The sequence below is a fragment of the Natronorubrum halobium genome (genome assembly GCF_051351675.1).
Classification (GTDB): Archaea; Halobacteriota; Halobacteria; order Halobacteriales; family Natrialbaceae; genus Natronorubrum.
In genome coordinates, this window is the sequence record NZ_CP195596.1 from 78402 (window position 1) to 95707 (window position 17306).

Sequence of the window (17306 nt, forward strand, 5' to 3'; positions counted from 1 at the left end):
CTATAGCTGTTCGGCGAACGTCGCGACCGAGTCGAACTCGTCGATCGAGAAGGCGTTCTCGATAACGGTCTCCTGTTGGTCCTCGGAGAGGTAACCAGCGCTGATATCGCGGAACTTCTCTTCCAACCGATCTCGCGAGAGCGGCTTCTCGGCTGCACCCAGCGGATACTTCACGAGCTCTTCGTACTGTTCACCCGAGTCCAGCGTGAATATCACGCGTGCCGGTCGCGTCTCCGGGTATAGCTCTTCCATCTCGTCGCTTAGGACGACCTCCACGTTCTCGATCAACGCCTCGACGTCCGGATTCGTCGCGTTCGACGGTTCGAACTGGGCCAGTTTCGCCTCTCCGGTGACGAGCGCGATCGCGACGCCGTACGGGATGCTCATCTGCGTGTCGAGTAGGTTCTCGACTGCTGTCTTGTCGTGATGGGAGGCAGTCCCGTACGTTTCGACGCGGATCGTGTCGACGTCGTCGGCTGTGACTCCTTCGTCTCGAACTGCCAGCGCGGCCTCGATCGGGCCGTGAATGTGACGACAGCACGGGAACGGTTTCAGATAGTTTTCCGTAATCGAGAACGGATCGCCGAGATTCTCGAAGGGCTCGAGATCGTACTCGTCGGTAAACGCCCTCGCGAAGCCGTCTTTCCCCTCGATGATCGTGTCGGGGCCGTCGAACCCGGTCGCGGCGAGTTCGGCGGCCAGAATTCCGGCGTGGGCGGCGCGTCCCGGATGGAATCGTTTGGCCATCGATCCCTTCTCGAGGAACTCGAACAGGCCGCCCGCCTGGGTGCCCGCGAGCCCGAGGGCGTGGGCCGTCTGCGTCTCGTCGAGGTCGAGGAGGCTGCTCACCGCCGCGGCGGCCCCGAAACAGCCACACGTCGCCGTGGCGTGGAACCCGCGTTCTCGGTGGGAGGTCTGGACGGATTTGGCGGTCTTGACCATCCCCTCGTAGCCGGCGACGATCGCGGTGATGAGATCCCTTCCGGACGCGTCCGTCTTTTCTGCGACCGCGAGGGCGGCCGGAATGGCGGCACTTCCGGGGTGTCCGGCGGCGCTTCTGTGCCCGTCGTCGACGTCCAGCGCGTGGGCGAGCGTGCCGTTCGCGAGCGCCGCGAACTGCGCGTTCGAGCCGGCGTCGTTGCCGATGACGGTCGCCTCGTCGTTCTCGTACTGGCTCACGTAGTCGAGCATGTGCCCGCCGGGATCGGTGTCGATTCCCGCGTAGGTGGCTGCGAGCGTGTCGACGAGCGCCTTCTTGGCCCCCTCGACGACGTCGTCGTTCAGTGCGTCGTACGTCAGGTCGGTGCAGAACGCCGCAAGACGGACGGTTTCGCCGTCTGTGAGGCGGTCCTGGGTACTCTGTCCCATACAGGATTCATCGACCGCGGACAGTTATAGCTTACCCGGAAGTCGACGAGATTCCGGTGTCGGGACCGCCTGCCACTACCGACGGAGGCGTCCTCACTCGTATCGATCACGACGGTCCTCTCGACCTTCGCTGCCGAAAAACGTCAGTCAGCTAGTGGTAAGCTTCATATATCCGCGACAGATACACAGCGTGTATGTCACGACCCCTAGATGGCGTGCGTGTCCTGGATCTGGGACAGATCTATCAAGGCGGCTACAGCGGTCTTCTGATGTCGTTTTTGGGAGCCGACGTAGTCAAAGTCGAACCCCCCTGGGGAGAGAACGTCAGGACGCGGAGCGAGGACGGGAAACCGCCGCAGTACCAGTTTCTGAACGTCACGAAACGCGGCATTACGCTCAATCTCAAGTCCGAACGAGGGAAAGAGACGCTCAAGGATCTCGTCGCCGAAGCGGATGTCCTCCTCGAGAACTTCGCGAAGGGGAAGATGGCGGAACTCGGCGTCGGCTACGAGACGCTCAGCGAGGTGAACCCGGAACTCGTCTACGCACACGGATCGGGGTACGGGGACGACGGGCCGTACGCCGATTATCCGGCGATGGATCTCACGGTACAGGCGATGAGCGGTGTGATGAATACGACCGGCTATCCCGAACAACCCCCGGTCAAGGCGGGCCCGGCGATCTGTGATTTCATGGGCGCGCTCCACCTCGTCGTCGGAATCGTCAGTGCGCTCTACGAGCGGGAAGCGACCGGTGAGGGAGAGTACATCGAAGTTGGTATGTTCGATACGATGTTTCCGACGTTGGCATCACCGATTGCATCGCTTGTCGATCAGAACGACGCGCCGGCCCGGACCGGAAACAAACACTCCGGATTGGCTATCGCGCCGTACAACACCTACGAGGTCGAGGACGGTCACGTCGCGATCATCTGCATCTCCGAGCGCCACTGGGAGAACCTGACCGAAGTTATGGGCAGGGCGGAGCTCTCCGAGATGGAGAAGTACTCCTCGAAGGCCCTCCGCGCACAACACATCGACGAGGTCGACGGCTACATCGAGGCGTGGCTGGACGGAAAGACGAAAAACGAGGTGATGGAGATCCTGCTGGAGTCGAACGTCCCGAGCGCGCCGGTCAAGACAGTCGAGGAGATCATCGACGATCCCCACCTCGAGCACCGAAACATGATCGAGTACCTGCCGAATCAGACGGACGGTAGGGAGGAGATGCCGGTCCCGGGGATGCCGATCAAGTTCTCGGGGGCCGAGGAGCCGGAGATCGACCGCGCCCCGTTCCTCGGGGAGCACACCGACGAGATCCTCGCCGACCTGACGGGCTACTCGGAACAAGAGATCGACGAACTGAGAGCCAACGATGCGATCTGAACCAATGACCACCATCGACCGAACCGAGGCGGTAGCGATCTTCGAACGTGGACTCGCACGGGAGGCCAGCCATGAGTAACGACCGCGAGTACGTCGACTATACGGTCGTCGACGGACGCGCCGAAGTCGTTCTCGATAGACCCGACGTCTTGAACGCGTTCGACGCACGGATGCTCGAGGAACTGAACGAGGTGCTGTACGAAGCGATGAACGACTCGGGGGTCTACGCGATTCTCCTCACTGGCAATGGCCGGGGATTCTGTAGCGGCGCCGACGTCAACGAGATGGACGGCCGTGACGACAGGGAGACGCCCTCGAAGTATCGCGCCCACCTCGGAAAGGTACAGAACGTCGTGCGACTGCTCTACACGGGATCGAAGCCGACGGTTGCGGCGATCAACGGACCCGCAATCGGCGCCGGCTGTGACTTCGCGCTCGCGTGCGACCTCCGGATTGCGAGCGAGGAGGCCGTGCTTCGCCAGCAGTTCGTCAATATCGGTCTCGTGCCGGGTGACGGCGGCGGCTGGCTGCTCCCTCGACTGCTCGGGGAAGCGAAGGCGAAGGAGTATCTCCTGACGGGCAAGGATATCACGCCGGAGGCCGCGCTCGAGGACGGACTCGTCGTCGACGTCGTCGAGGACGGCGAGACGCTTTCCGCCGCGCGTGACCTCGTTGACGACCTCGTCTCGAAGCCGCAAGCCGGCGTTCGCGGAACCAAGTCGCTCGTCGACGTTTCGCAGTCGTTCGAAGCGTACGCGCAGGCGGCGTTCGAGCGACAGTGGGAGTGCGTTAACGACCCGGAGCACTCCGAGGCCGTCGCCGCGATGCGCGACGGTCGACAGCCGGAATTCGAAAGATAACGTCAGGACGATCATGAGTGCGGCGATACGAGCGGCGTTCGAGTCCCCCTCGCAGCCGTGTTCGGTACGACCGATCTCGCCCTCGGAGGGATCGGCTTCGCTCCCGCCACATCGATATCGGTCCCCGTGCGGCCGTCGCAAGCGCTCAACTCGGACTTTGGCCGATCTCTATCTACGTCTCGTCGAATACCTGTTGGGAAGCGAACCTGTTTTCCGGTCCTGATACGGCCGTTGGAGTAGATTTATATGATCTTAGGAATATTGACGATGTGTATGCCACATATTACCAGTCGCAGGGACGTGCTTAAATACGGTGGGCTATCGATCGCTGGAACCAGCTTGGCCGGCTGTCTCGGCCGTAACGGTGGCGACGGCGACTATCCAAACCAACCGATTCGGATCGTCGTTCCGTTCTCCGAGGGCGGGAGTACCGACACGTACGCACGACAGTTCCAGCCGCACCTGTCAGACGAACTCGGTGTCGACATTCAGATCGAAAACATCCCGGGTTCGGCGTCGCTTCGCGGAGCACAAGAGGCGTATTCCTCCGAACCGGACGGCTACACGTATCTGATGATGAATCCGCCGTCCACACCGCTGTCGACGCTGATCAACGAGACGGACTGGGACATTACCGAGATGGAAGGGGTCGCGACGTACGAGTCGACGTCGATTCTCATCACTGCGAATCCCGACCTCGAGATCGAGGACTTCGAGGACCTGCAGAGTCGCTTCGCCGACGGCGAACTGAACCAGTGGGCCGGTCAGACGGTCGGAAGCTACTACCACGTCGCCTCCCTCTACCTGCGGGAGAACTACGACATGGATTTCGACGATTACATCGGCTACGAAGGAAACGGTCCGGCCACGCAGTCCGTCGTTTCCGGTGAGAACCCGGCCGGAATCTCCTCGTCGGCGGCGACCGAAGGGTTCACCGAAGACGGTCGACTCGAGGTCGTGGCCCTGCTCGGAAGTGTCGGGACCCCCGCGTATCCGGACGTTCCGACGCTGCCCGATCTCGGCTACGAAGACATGGACTTCCTGGGGAACCTCACCCGGACGTTCGCCGCGCCGCCTGAAACGTCGGACGACCACATCGAAACGTTCTCCAGCGCAGTCGAGAGCGTTCTCGAGGTCGACGAACTCCAGGAATGGGGCGACGATACGGGAGCGAACTTCCTGTACGAGGGCCCGGAGGAAACGGATCAACTCATCGACGAAGTTATCAACACGGTCCCCGAAGAGCTGGATATCGAGTCCATTCGGGAGCAGGTCGACTGAACCCGCTACCACGAGACTCGAGACCAGGTTACAGGATTCATCACTGTAGTTGGAATTCCTGTTTCCCGCCGCGAATTACGGCATTGTCGATAGTTGAGCGGTCGAAGGATAAGCTATAAGCCCATCAAAGTGTGCTATTACTAAACATGGAAATACGAGACAGGATCCACGTTTCTGAAAGAGTGATTGACTATGCAATCAATTTACTGTTCTTACTGGTAGCAATATACGCCTTTATCGAATCGCTTTCGTTCACTGAGTCGGCCCAGATCTGGCCGAGGAACGTGAGCCTCTTTATGATTCTCGCGGGAACGATCCTCCTCTTCAGGGAGTACCTGCCGAACTCGGTGCAACCCATCGTCAAAGACGAATCGCTTTTCGGGGACGGAGACGAGGAGGAGATCGTCGATGAGGTCGGTGCCGGGAAACTCGAGGATGGAGAGGAGTCCGACGCCGAAGGCGACGCGAACGAGGTAGAGGACCTGAACGTCGGACGGTACCCGATAGATAATTCCGTATTCACGGCCCTGAGTATGCTCGGTTACATCGTTCTCGGGTATGCTATCGGTCTGCTCTGGGCGACGCCGATATTCATCGCCTTTTACTGCTGGTGGTTCCAGAAACCGTGGTACCTCACGCTTGGCCTCTCCGTTACCGGGTTTGTGGTCGGGTACGCATTCTGGGACCTGCTGTATCTCCCGATCGATCAGGGCGTGCTCACGGAGCAGGTGATGGGATGAGCTTTCTCGACCCGATACTCGCCGGGCTCGAAATCCTGTTTAGCTGGCCGGCTATCGGCTGGATGGTTATCGGCGTAATCGCGGGAATCATCGTCGGTGCGCTGCCGGGCATGGGTGCGTCCCTCGGAATGGCGATCGTCCTTCCGCTGACGTTGCCATTGTCCGGGGTCAATGCGCTTATTCTCCTCGTCGGAATCTACAGCGGTTCGATGTACGGTGGGAGTATCGCAGCGATACTCATCAACGCACCGGGAACGGCCGGGTCCGCCGCAACCACATTAGACGGCTATCCGATGTCGAGACAGGGAAAGGCCAAGAACGCGATCGCGATCTCCGCGACCTCGTCCGCGCTCGGGGGAACGTTCAGTCTGATCACCCTGCTCGTTCTGATGCCGGTCCTGATCGAACTAGTACTGCTCTTCCAGACCCCGGAGTACTTCGCCGTCGCCGTGCTCGGCCTCTCGCTGATCGTCGTCGTCGCCCGCGGGTCCGTAGCTAAAGGGGTCCTCTCCGGTGCGTTCGGCGTTCTCCTCGCGACCGTCGGTATCGCCCCGATGACACCGACTCAGCGATACACGTTCGGGAGGCTGGACCTGTTCGACGGTCTCGACTTCATCGCCATCCTGATCGGGCTGTTCGCGATCGCCGAAATGATCAAACTGGCTTCCGAAAAAGGCGGCATCGCGCAGGGGGACGTCTCCTTCAGCGGTAGCATCGTCGACGGAATCAAGGAGGCCCTGTCGAAACCGGTGACGATGGTCAAATCGGCGTATATCGGAATGATCGTCGGTGCGATCCCGGGCGGGGGCTCGTCGGCCGCGAATTTCCTCTCGTACGGCGAAGCGATGCGCTCCGCGTCGGATCCCGACGAATTCGGTGAGGGTTCGACCGAGGGTCTCGTCGCGTCCGAAGCGTCCAACAACGGCACGATCGGCGGTTCGATCATTCCGACGATTTCGTTCGGCATCCCCGGAAGCGGCGCTACCGCGGTGCTGCTCGGCGGCCTCCTGATGCACGGCCTCCGCCCGGGTCCGGAGTTATTCTCGGCCGAAGCAGCGACGACGTACGCGATGCTTCTCTCGATTCTCTTCGGAAATCTGGTTATCCTGTCCGTCGGATTGCTCATCGTTACGCGTGCGAGCTACATTACTAAGATCACGACGACGACCATCATCCCGATGGTTATCATGCTCTCCGCGCTCGGCGGGATCGCTCTCCGGACGAACTGGGTCGACGTGCTGACCGTCTTCGCACTCGGGGTGCTGGGATACTGGATGCTCAAGAGCAATTACTCCGTGATCGCGTTCGTGTTGGGGGCGATCCTCGGTCCGATAGCGGAGGAGAACTTCGTCCGGTCGCTCCAGCTATCGGACGGGTCGTACATGATCTTCGCGACGCGCCCGATCACGGCCGCACTCCTCCTGGCGACGCTCGCGATCCTCGTCGGGCCCGTACTGAAGGACCTGTACGAACGATCGAACAGGTCGGCCACCACCTGACGACGGTCTCTCGGTGATCGATTTCACCAGCTAGCTACGATTCGGGTGATCTCTGCGCCCGTTCACCGCTCGCGTTCTGGTACCGCGCCTGTCAATTTCCATCGTATTTATCTGGGTTCGAACGAAGGAACACGTATGAAGTTCGGATTGCACCTGTTCGGTCATCACGACAAGTCACGGTCAGCCGTCGATAACTTTGACACCGTCATCGACCAAGTGGACGCGGCTCGAGAGGCGAACTTCGATCTCCTCTGGATGGGTCACCACTTCCTCGTCGCGGACAACCACAAGTTTCAGTCGATTCCGGCGCTCGGACGGATCGCCGCGAACTCCGGTGACATGCACATCGGAACGTCGTATCTCCTCCCGCTCCAACATCCGATCGTCCTCGCCGAGGAGTTCGCGACGCTCGACGCGATCACGGGCGGCAAAACCATCTTTGCGCCGGTGATGGGGTACCGCGACAAGGAGTTCGATTCGTTCGGGATCGACAAGTCCGACCGCCTCGGCCGGCTCATCGAGGGCGTCCAGGTCATCAAGAAGCTGTGGACCGAGGACAACGTCTCCTACGACGGGCGACACTTTCAGCTTGAGGACGCCACCATCGAGCCCAAACCCGTCCAGGATCCGCGGCCGCCGATCTGGATCGGCGGGAACAAGGATAAGGCGATCGAGCGGGCCGGTAAACTCGGCGACGTCTGGGTCGCCAACCCGCACGAGGACGAGCCCACGATCGCTCGGCAAGTGGAGATAGCCGGCGAACCGAGCGGCGACGGCTACCACGGTGTCATTCCGGCCCGTCGGGACGTGTTCGTCGCCGAGACGGATGCGAAGGCGCTCGAGATATACGGTCCGCAGATCAAGAAGTACTACGACTGGTACGTACAGGAGGGGCAGGCCGACGCGATGGAGAACCCCGACGCGCTCGATCAACGTCTCGAGGATCTCAAGGAGGACCGATTCATCATCGGCTCCCCGGAAACCGTCACCGATCGACTGGTCAACCTCTACGAGAACGTCGGGCTGGACTGTATCCTGATGGGGATGCATCGACCGGGCATTCCCCACGACGACGTGTTGCGGTCGATCGAACTGGTTGGAGACGAGGTCATCCCGGCCGTGCGGGACCGCATCGACGCCGAGTAGCGGCATAAACTTCCGATTTGATAATGGGTATCTCTCTTCATAGATATCCCCAAGGTATGAGTTCTGAAAACGGAACCGATGACGGGACGAACGTCATCGAAGTACTGGACCCGACCGGAAGCGTCACCGTTTCCTCGCACGGAATCGCACCTCGCGTGGACAGCCTCGATGGAACAACGATCGGTCTCCTCGACAACTCCAAGAGTAACGCGAACGTGTTACTGGACGAGATCGGGACCGTACTCGTCGAGGAGTACGGCGTCGAGGACACCGTCTACAGGCGGAAGGATAAGAGCCCGATTCCGGCCGACGACCTCGCGGATCAACTGCACAGTCAGTGCGATGCAGTCGTCAATGCGTACGGTGACTGCGGATCGTGTACGTCGTGGTGCGTCTACGACAGCACCGATCTCGAGAAAAAGGGAACGCCGGTCGCGACGATCAACACCGACGAATTCGTCAAGCTCGGCCAATCCGAGTCCCAATCGCTCGGAATGCCTGGACTGCCGATCGTGACGATTCCGCATCCGATGGGTGACCTCCGCGAGGAAGCCGTTCACGAGCGGGCTCGTAACGCCGTTCCCGAACTTGTCACGGTTCTCACGACCGATCGCGAGCAACTGATGGCGGAGTACGAGAACAAGTATCTCGATGCGGACGAGGAACTGAACGAGTCGGACCTTTACTGCCCGATCTGATGACCGAACTCGAATCAGATATCATCGAGATCGACGGCGATTTCGATGCTGTCAACCGCAAACTGTACATCCGGGGCAAGACCGACGGGCTCCCGGTCGTGCCGCCGACTCTCGACCGCGTCGAATCGATGCTTGAGGGGACCGGTCATGATCCGGACGAGAAACTGGGCGTCGTGCCGCCGAAATACGGTGACGCCACCGTCGAGAAGGTCGCTATCAACGCCGTCATGGCCGGCTGTGAGCCGGAGTACATGCCGGTGCTGATCGCCGCTCTCGAGGCGATGACCGAAGAGCAGTTCAACCTCTACGGGATCAACGCGACGACGCATCCGGTCGCCCCGTTGGTCGTCGTCAACGGTCCGATCGTCGAGGAGTTGAACATCAACTACGGCTACAACGTCTTCGGCCAGGGCTGGCAGGCGAACAGCACGATCGGCCGCGCGATTCGACTGCTCCTGACCAACGTCGGCGGGGGCGCCCCCGGCGATATGGATCGAGCGACCCACGGCCATCCCGGCAAGTTCAGCTTCTGTATCGCGGAGAACGAGAAACGAAACCCTTGGGAGCCGTTCCACGTCCAACGCGGATACGACGAGGACGAGAGCGTCGTGACCGTGATGGGTGTGGAGGCTCCCCACGAGATCAACGACCACGTCAACGAAACCGCGTCCGGGATCCTGACGACGGCGGCGGACGTGTTCGCGACGGTCGGGAACAACAACACCCACCACACGCACGGCGAGATCACTGTCGTGCTCGGGCCGGAACACGCGGACACGATCGCTCGAGACGACTGGTCCCGCGAGGACGTCCAGTGGTACCTCTATGATCAGGCCCGCAACGAACTCGAGAAACTCCGGACCGTCGGTATCACCGAAAACTACACGTGGCACCCGCGATTCGAAACCGACGACGTCGACGCGATGATCCCGCTGGTCGAAGATCCCGACGACGTGAACGTCATCGTCGCCGGTGGTGCCGGTAAACACTCGATGGCGCTTCACTCGTTCGGCGAAACCCGCTCCGTTTCGAAGCGCATCGACGGCGGTGATTCGGCGTGAGGATCGACGGTGCGATCGACATCCACGTCCACGCGGAGCCGTCCCTCTGGGACCGCAAGCACGATATCATCGAACTCGCCGAACGGGTCGAGGCGGCCGGGATGGGGGGCTTCCTCGTGAAGAGCCACTTCGGCAATTCGTTTCAGGCCGCGACGATCGCGGCCGCAGCCGTTCCCGACGTCGATATCTACTCGTCGGTCGCGCTCAACACGTTCGTCGGCGGGTTCAATCCCTCCGCCGTCGAACTGGCGGTCGAAACGGGTGCTAGCGTCGTCTGGCTGCCGACGTTCAGCGCCGCGAACTTCGATACGAGTCACCGCAACTTCCCGTTCTCGGGACAGCACCTCGTCGCGACGGACGACGACGGAACGGTGAAGCCCGACATCGTCTCGGTCATCGAAACGATCGCCGCGGCCGACCGGGACGTCATCCTCGGAAACGGTCACCTGGATCGCGAGGAGACGTTCGCCATCCTCGATCTGATCGAGGAGCGGGGCTACGATATCCCGTACCTGATCACGCACGCGGACTCCGCGTTCATGGGCCTTTCGACGGAGGACCAGGTCGAACTGGCGGACCGCGGCGCGTACATCGAGAAGTGCTATCTCCCCGTCGTCAAGGACGATATCGGTATTCCGGAGATGACGCGCAGCATCGAAGCGATCGGCGTCGATCAGTGTCTCCTCTCGACCGATCACGGCCAGCCCGATAACGCCTCACCACCGGACGCCTTCCGAACGTTCGTCGACGAACTCCGAGCGCAAGGGATCTCCGACGCCGACCTCGAGCACATGTACCGCGACCTCCCTCGAGCGCTCCTCGCCGAGCCCTACTGACGCTCTCCCAGTCGTTTTCCACGTGTGGGGAATGCGTTATCGGCTTTCTCTCTCACTCGCCAGCAGCGCTGACGGTGTCGAGCGGTCCGACAGCGCCGAGCAGTCGGTCCGGGTGGACCCGAGCGAGCACTGTACGACGGCCGACGGAGGCGCTGCTCGAGTCCGACGCGGGAAAACAATAATAACGCCTCGGGATATACAGAGCGTATGTCAATACTCGCAGCAGTCGATCGCTCGGACCGATCCACGTACGTCGTCCGGGAGGCAGCGAAACTGGCTCGAGCGTTCGACACGGAGATCCACGTCCTGCACGTCCTCAGTACCAGCGAATTCGTCGGTCTGGAACGGACTACCGTCGAGACGGAAAACGAAGCCCTCGAGGTCGACGAGGTGCGAGAACTGGCCGCAGAGATCGCCGACGAAGCCGCCAGTGATCTCGACCAGCCGTACACGGCGGTCGGACTCGTCGGCGATGCGTCCAGCGAGATACGCCGGTACGCGACCGAACAGGACGCAGACTACATCGTGTTGAGTCCACGAAAGCGGTCGCCGACCGGGAAGGCGATCTTCGGCAGCGTCGCCCAGAGCGTCATCATCAACGCGAGCCAGCCGGTCGTGACGGCGAGAGAGTAGGACGTCTCCGCTCTCACGTCCGAGCGCGCATCGGAACGGTCGGTCGACTAGCGGTAGTCCGTTGAGATATCCGGGTAGCGGGTATACTTTTGTCTACGGGCCACGATCGATCGTTCGTGAACGCCTCGTACACGTTCGAGCCGTCGGTTCGGCTCCGCGATATCGACCGGAACGGTCACGTCAATCATCCCGTTTACGCCGAGTACCTCGGTGAAACGCGAGCCGCCTACTACCGCGACGTCATCGGAGCGGACATGAGCACGCTCGATACCGTGGTCGTCCACATCTCGATCGACTTCGTCGAGCCGGTCGAGTACGCCGATTCGATTCGCGTCGACACGGCCGTTACCGAGATCGGGACCTCGAGTCTCACCATGGAGTACGACGTTCGCCGGGCCGATGGAACGACGGTCGCGACGGCGACGACGGTACAGGTTCGGTACGGCGGGAGTGGAGACGAATCACGACCGATACCCGACGCGTGGCGACGTGCGATCCGCGACCGCGAGGGATGGACCGATTATTGCGAACCGTAACGACTGCATCCGCTTCGCAGATCGGTCGACGCCGGCTTGAGCGATCGTCCCTCCGACTCCCGGGCGGTCGGTCTCGGCAATATCTTCTCGGTTGAGTGGGTTGATAAGAGTGAACACGAAACGGTAGATAGGTGGCTCATACTGACCGCGAAAATATTCTCGGATATTCGGCACACGCTGCGAATCCTCTGGAGTGATGGACGCGGGATCATTCTCGTCACCATCGCTGCCGGCTGGTTCTTCTCGCTGGGTGTCCGGATGGTCTACCCGGTGTTACTCCCACATATCCGCACGACGTACGGAATGAACCTCTCCACGGCCGGATTACTGCTGACCGCGCTCTGGCTCGCGTACGCGATCGGGCAACTCCCGGGCGGAGTGCTGGCCGATCGGGTCGGCGAGGGTCGAATCATGATGATCAGCTCCCTCGTCTCGGTCGGAATGATCCTGCTGATCGTCACCGCTCAGTCGGTGGTGTTACTCTTCGTCGCGACGATCCTCTTCGGCCTCACGACCGCCCTGTACGGGGTCGCACGGTTCACGTCGTTGAATCACCTCTACCCGAAACACGATGGGGCGGCGATCGGGATGACGATGGGTGCCGGAGACATGGGCAACACGTTGCTCCCGCCGATCGCCGCGTTCGTCGCGACGGTGTTCGCCTGGCAGTACGGCCTCGGTATGGCCGTTCCGATGTTCGCTCTCACCGCGATCGGTCTCTGGCTGTTCGTGCCGGCGAAGACGTCCGAATCGACGGCGGTCGACTCCATGTCTACCGACACGATTCGCTACATTTACTCGGAGATCATGCAGCCTTCGATCCTCGTGATGGCGACCATCCAGATTCTCATCTACTGCGTCTGGCAGGCGCTGACCGGGTTCTACCCCACCTACCTCATCGAGATAAAGGGGCTCCATCCGACGACGGCGAGCGCGCTCTTCGGGTTCTTCTTCGCGCTCGGGGTCGTCGTAAAGCCACTTTCGGGGACGGCTTACGACCGATTCGGCGCCCAAAAACCGCTCCGTGCGATGCTTACCGCGCTGATGCTCGGACTGATCGCGCTCCCGCTCGTGGACGGATTCTGGAGTATCGTACTCGTGACGATCCCGCTCAGCGGCGTTCTGGGCTACAGTGCGATCACGTTGACGTTCATGACGGGCGGGCTTCCCGAAGACATACAGAACACCGGGCTGGGAACGCTCCGGACGACGTACATGGCGGTCGGGGCGCTCAGTCCGACGCTCGTCGGGACCCTTGCTGACATGGATTACTTCGACGAGGCGTTCTTCCTGCTGGCGGGACTGACGTTGGTCGCCCTCGTCATCTCTCTCCGCGTCACGTCCGACTATTGATAGAACGGCCGATCGCTCGCAGGCGTCTCGCGATCACGCGCCGTTCAATTCGCTTCCCGTCAACGGGAGGACGACGTCGTCCGCCGAGTCGAGTTGATCCGTCGCTCGGTATCGTTCGAGCGCGCTCGCGGACGTCGGTTCCACGTAAAACCCGTTCTGATGGAGCCGTTCGAGCGCCCGCTCGACGGCCGGCTCGGCGACGGCGATTACGTCGCCGTCGGTCGCGTCGATCGCCGCGACGAGCTGTCACTCGCGAGCAGGACGCTGGATCTGGATCCCGTCGGAGAGACGTACTCGAGTATGAGTTCCGTCGGACGGTCGGTTCGATCGGATTCCTCGTCGCGCACGATGAGGACAGCCGAGTCAACGGGCTACCGCACTCTATCGCGTTGGCCCTGACACCCGCGTTCGCGGCGTCGCTGTCGTCACGGGTGACGGGTATTCCGGCTCAGTAGCCGGTGACGGTACCGTCTTTGCGCGGCTCCGTCGCGCCGGATAGCGTGTCTCCCCGCTTCCGGACGATCTGTGCGCCGCCGAACATCGACGGCGGGAGGACGCCGACGTCGTGGCCCTTTCGGGCGAGCTTCGTCTGATTCGGCAGCCGTTCCTCGACGCCGAGCGTTCCCGACTCGCGGTATCGCCACCGCGGTGCGTCGAGCGCCGCCTGCAGCGGCACGTCGTAATCGACGAGATTCGAGATGATCTGGAGGTGTCCCTGCGGTTGCATGTAGCCGCCCATCACGCCGAACGCCGCCCAGTCGTCCTCGCCGAAGTTGGCGAGGGCCGGGATCAGCGTGTGGAACGGTCGCTTGCCCGGCTCGAGACTGTTCGGGTGATCCGGATCGAGCGAGAACGAGGCCCCGCGATTCTGCAGGGCGATTCCGGTGTCCCCGGCGACGAGGCCGCTGCCGAAGCCGGCGAAACGGGAGTTGATGAACGAGACGACGTTGCCCTCCTCGTCAGCGACGGACAGCAAGACGGTGTCGGCGTCCTCCGCGTTGGCGTTCGGCACGCCGACTGCGGGATCTCGAATCGGCGAGTCGCCGATCGCGGTCGCTCGTTCGGCCGCGTACGCCTTCGAGCCCAGCGGCGGGATCTCCTCGTACTCGGGGTCCGTGATGTAGCGGTGTCCGTCGGCGAACGCGAGCTTCAGCGACTCGACGAGCGCGTGCGTCCGCTCCGGCGAGTCGTACGGGTGCTCGCCGGCACCGATCTCCTCGGCGATGTTGAGCGCCTCGAGTGCGATCAGTCCCTGATTGTTCGGGGGCAACTCGTAGATCTCCGATCCGTTGTACGTCGTCGAAACCGGGTCGAGGAACTCGGGTTCGAACGCCGCGAGATCGTCGACCGTCAGAACGCCGCCCTTCGACTGCACTTCGTCGGCGATCGCTTCGGCGATCGCTCCCTCGTAGACGATGTCGGCCCCGCGTTCGGCGATCGATCGCATCGAGTCGCCGAGACGCGGCAACGTCACCGTCTCGCCCGCCGTCGGACTCCTGCCGTTCACGAGGTACGCCTCGCGAGCGTGGTCGTCGGTGAACAGCTCCTCGGCTCCCGTCCAGTCGTGGGCGATCACTTCGGAGACCGGATACCCCTCCGTCGCGTAGTGAATCGCCGGCTCGAGGGCGTCAGCGAGCGTCTTCTCGCCGAAGCGCTGGACGGTCGCTTCCCAGCCTCGAGCCGTTCCGGGAACGGTCACCGCGTGGGGTCCGAGGAACGGCATTTCGACCGAGTCGCCGGTAGCCGACTCGTCGACGGCGTACCCCCTCTCTTCAGGGTAGTACCGGGAGAGGTCATCCTCGGATTCCAGCGCATCTCGGACGGTGTCGATCGTCGCGTCGGCGGGTGCACCGCCGCACGAGCGCATCGCCCCGACGTCGCCGTCCGCCGTCCGGTAGAGCGCGAAGACATCGCCCCCGAGTCCGGTCGACGTCGGTTCGACGACGTTGAGCGCCGCGGCCGTCGCGACGGCGGCGTCGAAGGCGTTCCCGCCGTCTCGAAGTATTTCGAGTCCCGCTTCGGCCGCGAGCGGTTGGCTCGTCGCGACCATGCCGCGGTTCGCGTGTACCGTTGATCGTCTCGACGTGAACCGGTCAAGATCGATATCCATGGGACATCGCTGTAAACCCTCACGCCTAAATCTCGTTGTACCGGCAATTTACGCGGCATCGCACCGGTCGGATCGCTGTATTGTGCGCCGTGTTTATGGGAAACGGACGGTTCGGGTCCGAGCGTCACCCGAACCGATACCACTAAGATTCTTCATGAGAATTCTGTGGTAGCTCATATGCAACGCAAAGAGTATGACGTCGTTATCGTCGGCTGTGGTATCGCCGGCATCACCGCAGGGCTCCGCGCAGCGGAACAGGATCTGTCAGTCGCGCTTCTGGAGAAGGCACCGAAGGAAAACCGCGGCGGACACACGCAGTTCACCGAGTCGTTCCGCATCCCGACGGCAGACATCGACCTCGACGCCGAGTTCAACGTCGAGGACTACACGGCCGCGGACTTCTACTCGGACATCATGAAAGTGACCCACTACCGGGCGGACCCGGATCTGGCAGAAGTGGTCACGCAGGAGGCCGCCGAGATGTTCGAGTGGCTGACCGCCCACGGCGTCGAGTGGGAGTACCAGGCGCCCCATCCCGGCTACACCGCCGGTCGCGTCTGGCTCGACGGCGAGGAGATGATCGACGAACTCGTCCCCATTCTCGAGGAGAAGGGGGTCGAGATCTTCTACAAGGCCGACGCCAGAGACGTGATCCGGGGCGACGACGGCTCCGCGGCCGGCATGGAGGCGTTCGTCGACGGCCAGCGGACCCGTTTCGAAGCCGACGCGACGATCCTGGCAGCCGGGGACTACGGCTCGAGCAAGGAGAAGCGGACGCGGTACTACGGTCCGGGCTACGGAAACATGAAAGTCCGCGGGAGTCGTTACAACACCGGCGAGGTCATCGAAGCCGCGATGGACGTCGGTGCGAAGTCCGACGGCGAGTGGGGCGACGCCCACATGGCGCTGATCGACGCCGGCTCTCCCGACGTCGAGGGCGGCATCACCCGCATCGACGGCTACCAGTACGGGCTCATTCTCAACCACGACGGCGAACGGTTCGTCGACGAGGGAGAGGACGCACGAGCGCACACGTACGCGAAATTCGGCCGGCGGATCTTCGAACAGCCCCACCACGAGGCGTTCATCATCGTCGATTCGAAGGTCGTCGACGATGTCGCACACATGGGCCCCTCCCGGGCGATCACCGCCGACTCGATCGAATCGCTCGCACACCGCGTCGATATCGAGAACGTCGAGCAAGCCGTCGAAACCGTCGAGGAGTACAACGCCGCCTGCGAGTCGAACTCGATCGACGATCACGACGCCGAAGTCCTCGACGGGAACAGCACCGAGGGCCTCGACCTGCCGAAATCCAACTGGGCGCTCCCGCTGGACGAACCGCCGTACACCGGCTACCCCGTTACCGGCGGGATGACGTTCGCCTTCGGCGGCATCGCCATCACTCCCGAGGCGGAGGTGCTCGACACCACCGACTCCGTCATTCCCGGCCTGTACGGCGCCGGCAACGTCACCGGCGGGTTGTTCTACAACAACTACCCCGGCGGCACCGGCCTGACGAACGCCGCGGTCTTCGGCAAGGTCGCCGCCGAAACCGCAACCGAGTACCTCGAGCAGTAACCCGATCGATCCGCTCGATAGCCCGCACCGTCGCGAGGACCGACTGGCATCTCTCCGACCGTCGCTTTCCGCCACTCGTTCTCGTTTCTACGGGCGTATTCCGTCGATAGATCCGTCTCTCACCAGTCGGTTCCCGCCGCTGGGTTCGCGTCGCTTCGTCGTTTTGGTACCGTGATCGACCGACGAATCGGTCGTCGATTGCCTCAAAACCGTCTCCGA

General features: G+C 62.1%; 15 protein-coding genes. 13 read left to right on the forward strand and 2 right to left on the reverse strand.

The features are described 5' to 3' along the window. Window positions 1–1368: an MmgE/PrpD family protein gene (locus tag ACSFC7_RS24375; RefSeq protein WP_436348501.1), complete on the reverse strand. Its 1368-nt coding sequence runs from the start codon at window positions 1366–1368 to the stop codon at window positions 1–3. Window positions 1369–1562: 194 nt separating this feature from the next. On the opposite strand from ACSFC7_RS24375, the gene ACSFC7_RS24380 reads away from it, so the two are divergent. The 12 genes from ACSFC7_RS24380 to ACSFC7_RS24435 all read left to right on the forward strand — a co-directional run bounded on the left by ACSFC7_RS24380 (window position 1563) and on the right by ACSFC7_RS24435 (window position 13396). After that, window positions 1563–2753, forward strand: a complete 1191-nt coding sequence (locus tag ACSFC7_RS24380) for a CaiB/BaiF CoA transferase family protein (protein WP_436348502.1) — start codon at window positions 1563–1565, stop codon at window positions 2751–2753. Window positions 2754–2824: 71 nt separating this feature from the next. Continuing rightward, window positions 2825–3613 (forward strand): enoyl-CoA hydratase/isomerase family protein, encoded by a 789-nt coding sequence (locus ACSFC7_RS24385; protein ID WP_436348503.1) that lies wholly within the window; start codon window positions 2825–2827, stop codon window positions 3611–3613. A gap of 273 nt (window positions 3614–3886) precedes the next feature. Further along, window positions 3887–4894: a Bug family tripartite tricarboxylate transporter substrate binding protein gene (locus ACSFC7_RS24390; RefSeq protein WP_436348504.1), complete on the forward strand. Its 1008-nt coding sequence runs from the start codon at window positions 3887–3889 to the stop codon at window positions 4892–4894. A 146-nt stretch (window positions 4895–5040) separates the two neighbouring features. Further along, entirely contained in the window at window positions 5041–5634 is a 594-nt protein-coding gene (locus ACSFC7_RS24395; RefSeq protein WP_436348505.1) for a tripartite tricarboxylate transporter TctB family protein, read from the forward strand. After that, window positions 5631–7133 carry a tripartite tricarboxylate transporter permease gene (locus tag ACSFC7_RS24400; RefSeq protein ID WP_436348506.1) on the forward strand — a complete coding sequence of 501 codons (1503 nt, stop codon included), beginning with the start codon at window positions 5631–5633 and terminating at the stop codon, window positions 7131–7133. Before ACSFC7_RS24395 ends, ACSFC7_RS24400 begins: the two co-directional genes overlap by 4 nt. A 135-nt stretch (window positions 7134–7268) precedes the next feature. Next, entirely contained in the window at window positions 7269–8279 is a 1011-nt protein-coding gene (locus ACSFC7_RS24405; protein ID WP_436348507.1) for an LLM class flavin-dependent oxidoreductase, read from the forward strand. Window positions 8280–8335: 56 nt separating this feature from the next. Then, entirely contained in the window at window positions 8336–8977 is a 642-nt protein-coding gene (locus ACSFC7_RS24410) for a UGSC family (seleno)protein (RefSeq protein ID WP_436348508.1), read from the forward strand. Continuing rightward, entirely contained in the window at window positions 8977–10038 is a 1062-nt protein-coding gene (locus ACSFC7_RS24415) for a hypothetical protein (RefSeq protein ID WP_436348509.1), read from the forward strand. Before ACSFC7_RS24410 ends, ACSFC7_RS24415 begins: the two co-directional genes overlap by 1 nt. Further along, on the forward strand, window positions 10035–10874 hold the full coding sequence (locus ACSFC7_RS24420) for a DUF6282 family protein (RefSeq protein WP_436348510.1): 840 nt from the start codon (window positions 10035–10037) through the stop codon (window positions 10872–10874). Before ACSFC7_RS24415 ends, ACSFC7_RS24420 begins: the two co-directional genes overlap by 4 nt. Before the next feature lie 207 nt (window positions 10875–11081). Further along, window positions 11082–11507, forward strand: a complete 426-nt coding sequence (locus ACSFC7_RS24425; RefSeq protein ID WP_436348511.1) for a universal stress protein — start codon at window positions 11082–11084, stop codon at window positions 11505–11507. 116 nt (window positions 11508–11623) lie between these two features. Then, window positions 11624–12043 (forward strand): acyl-CoA thioesterase, encoded by a 420-nt coding sequence (locus ACSFC7_RS24430; protein WP_436348512.1) that lies wholly within the window; start codon window positions 11624–11626, stop codon window positions 12041–12043. 222 nt (window positions 12044–12265) lie between these two features. Then, a complete protein-coding gene (locus tag ACSFC7_RS24435) occupies window positions 12266–13396 on the forward strand; it encodes an MFS transporter (protein ID WP_436348717.1) in 1131 nt (376 codons plus the stop codon). Window positions 13397–13844: 448 nt separating this feature from the next. Here ACSFC7_RS24435 and ACSFC7_RS24440 read toward each other — a convergent pair whose 3' ends face one another. Further along, on the reverse strand, window positions 13845–15506 hold the full coding sequence (locus ACSFC7_RS24440) for a gamma-glutamyltransferase family protein (RefSeq protein ID WP_436348513.1): 1662 nt from the start codon (window positions 15504–15506) through the stop codon (window positions 13845–13847). A gap of 177 nt (window positions 15507–15683) precedes the next feature. Between ACSFC7_RS24440 and tcuA the strand changes: the two genes are divergently transcribed. Continuing rightward, window positions 15684–17087 carry an FAD-dependent tricarballylate dehydrogenase TcuA gene (tcuA, locus tag ACSFC7_RS24445; RefSeq protein ID WP_436348514.1) on the forward strand — a complete coding sequence of 468 codons (1404 nt, stop codon included), beginning with the start codon at window positions 15684–15686 and terminating at the stop codon, window positions 17085–17087. Window positions 17088–17306 lie beyond the last annotated feature (219 nt).

Bases quoted from the DNA above. Each gene is read 5' to 3' on its own strand.
- ACSFC7_RS24390 (WP_436348504.1), top strand. From the start codon at position 3,887: ATGCCACATATTACCAGTCGCAGGGACGTGCTTAAATACGGTGGGCTA.
- ACSFC7_RS24410 (WP_436348508.1), top strand. From the start codon at position 8,336: ATGAGTTCTGAAAACGGAACCGATGACGGGACGAACGTCATCGAAGTA.
- tcuA (WP_436348514.1), top strand. From the start codon at position 15,684: ATGCAACGCAAAGAGTATGACGTCGTTATCGTCGGCTGTGGTATCGCC.
- ACSFC7_RS24385 (WP_436348503.1), top strand. From the start codon at position 2,825: ATGAGTAACGACCGCGAGTACGTCGACTATACGGTCGTCGACGGACGC.
- ACSFC7_RS24400 (WP_436348506.1), top strand. From the start codon at position 5,631: ATGAGCTTTCTCGACCCGATACTCGCCGGGCTCGAAATCCTGTTTAGC.
- ACSFC7_RS24380 (WP_436348502.1), top strand. From the start codon at position 1,563: ATGTCACGACCCCTAGATGGCGTGCGTGTCCTGGATCTGGGACAGATC.
- ACSFC7_RS24395 (WP_436348505.1), top strand. From the start codon at position 5,041: ATGGAAATACGAGACAGGATCCACGTTTCTGAAAGAGTGATTGACTAT.
- ACSFC7_RS24440 (WP_436348513.1), bottom strand. From the start codon at position 15,506: ATGGATATCGATCTTGACCGGTTCACGTCGAGACGATCAACGGTACAC.
- ACSFC7_RS24425 (WP_436348511.1), top strand. From the start codon at position 11,082: ATGTCAATACTCGCAGCAGTCGATCGCTCGGACCGATCCACGTACGTC.
- ACSFC7_RS24375 (WP_436348501.1), bottom strand. From the start codon at position 1,368: ATGGGACAGAGTACCCAGGACCGCCTCACAGACGGCGAAACCGTCCGT.
- ACSFC7_RS24405 (WP_436348507.1), top strand. From the start codon at position 7,269: ATGAAGTTCGGATTGCACCTGTTCGGTCATCACGACAAGTCACGGTCA.
- ACSFC7_RS24415 (WP_436348509.1), top strand. From the start codon at position 8,977: ATGACCGAACTCGAATCAGATATCATCGAGATCGACGGCGATTTCGAT.